This window comes from Teichococcus deserti (assembly GCF_001982615.1).
Lineage (GTDB): Bacteria > Pseudomonadota > Alphaproteobacteria > Acetobacterales > Acetobacteraceae > Pseudoroseomonas > Pseudoroseomonas deserti.
The window spans coordinates 1-848 of the sequence record NZ_MLCO01000506.1 but is presented as its reverse complement, the minus strand read 5'-3'; the positions used below and the strand labels follow the sequence as shown (position 1 = coordinate 848).

At 70.6% G+C, this 848-nt stretch carries 1 protein-coding gene; it reads right to left on the bottom strand.

The genetic code is table 11. The features are described 5' to 3' along the window. Nucleotides 1–171: 171 nt before the first annotated feature. On the bottom strand, nt 172–848 hold a 677-nt coding region (gene flgG / locus BKE38_RS29550), incomplete at its 5' end, for a flagellar basal-body rod protein FlgG (protein ID WP_076960654.1).

Genomic DNA, 848 nt, shown 5'->3' with positions numbered 1-848 from the left:
GGGCCTTGGGGCCGAGCCCGTCGAACAGGTCGCCCAGCGTCACCACGCCGCCCTCGATCGCCGCCTGGCCGCGCGGGGCGACCAGGCCCTGCGCCGCGGCAAGATTGGCCGCCAGGCAGAAAATGCCGGACAGGAGGGACAGGCGGCGGAAGCTGCCGGGCGCGCAAGGCATCAGCCGCGCATCCGCGACAGGGTGGAGAGCATCTCGTCGCTCGCCGTGATGACCTTGGAGTTCATCTCATAGGCGCGCTGGGCGGTGATCAGGTTGGTGATCTCCTGCACCACGTTGACGTTGGAGGTCTCGACGAAGCCCTGCAGCACCTGGCCGTAGCCAACGGCGCCCGGGTTGCCGAGCTGGGCGTCGCCCGAGGCCGGGGTCGCCATCAGCATGTTGTCGCCGACCGCCTCCAGGCCGCCCTCGTTGGCGAAGACGGCGAGCTGCAGCTGGCCGACATTCTGCAGCGCGGTCTGGCCGTCCATCTTGGCCAGCACCTCGCCGGCGGCGTTGATGGTGACGTCGCGGGCGCCGGCGGGGATGGTGATGCCGCCGCCGACCTGGAAGCCGTCCACCGTCACGATGGTGCCCGCCGCCGACAGGCCGAAGGTGCCGGCGCGGGTATAGGCGGTCTCGCCCGAGGGAAGCTGGACCGGGAAAAGACCATTGCCGCGGATGGCGACGTCGAAGGTGTTCTCGGTCTGCGACAGGTTGCCCTGCTCGGAGATGCGGTAGATCGCCGCCGTCCGCACGCCGAGGCCGAGCTGCGCGCCGGAGGGCAGCACGGTGCCCTGGTCGGAGCTCTGCGAGCCGCCGCGGCGCAGGTTCTGGTAGATCAGGTCCTGGAACTCGG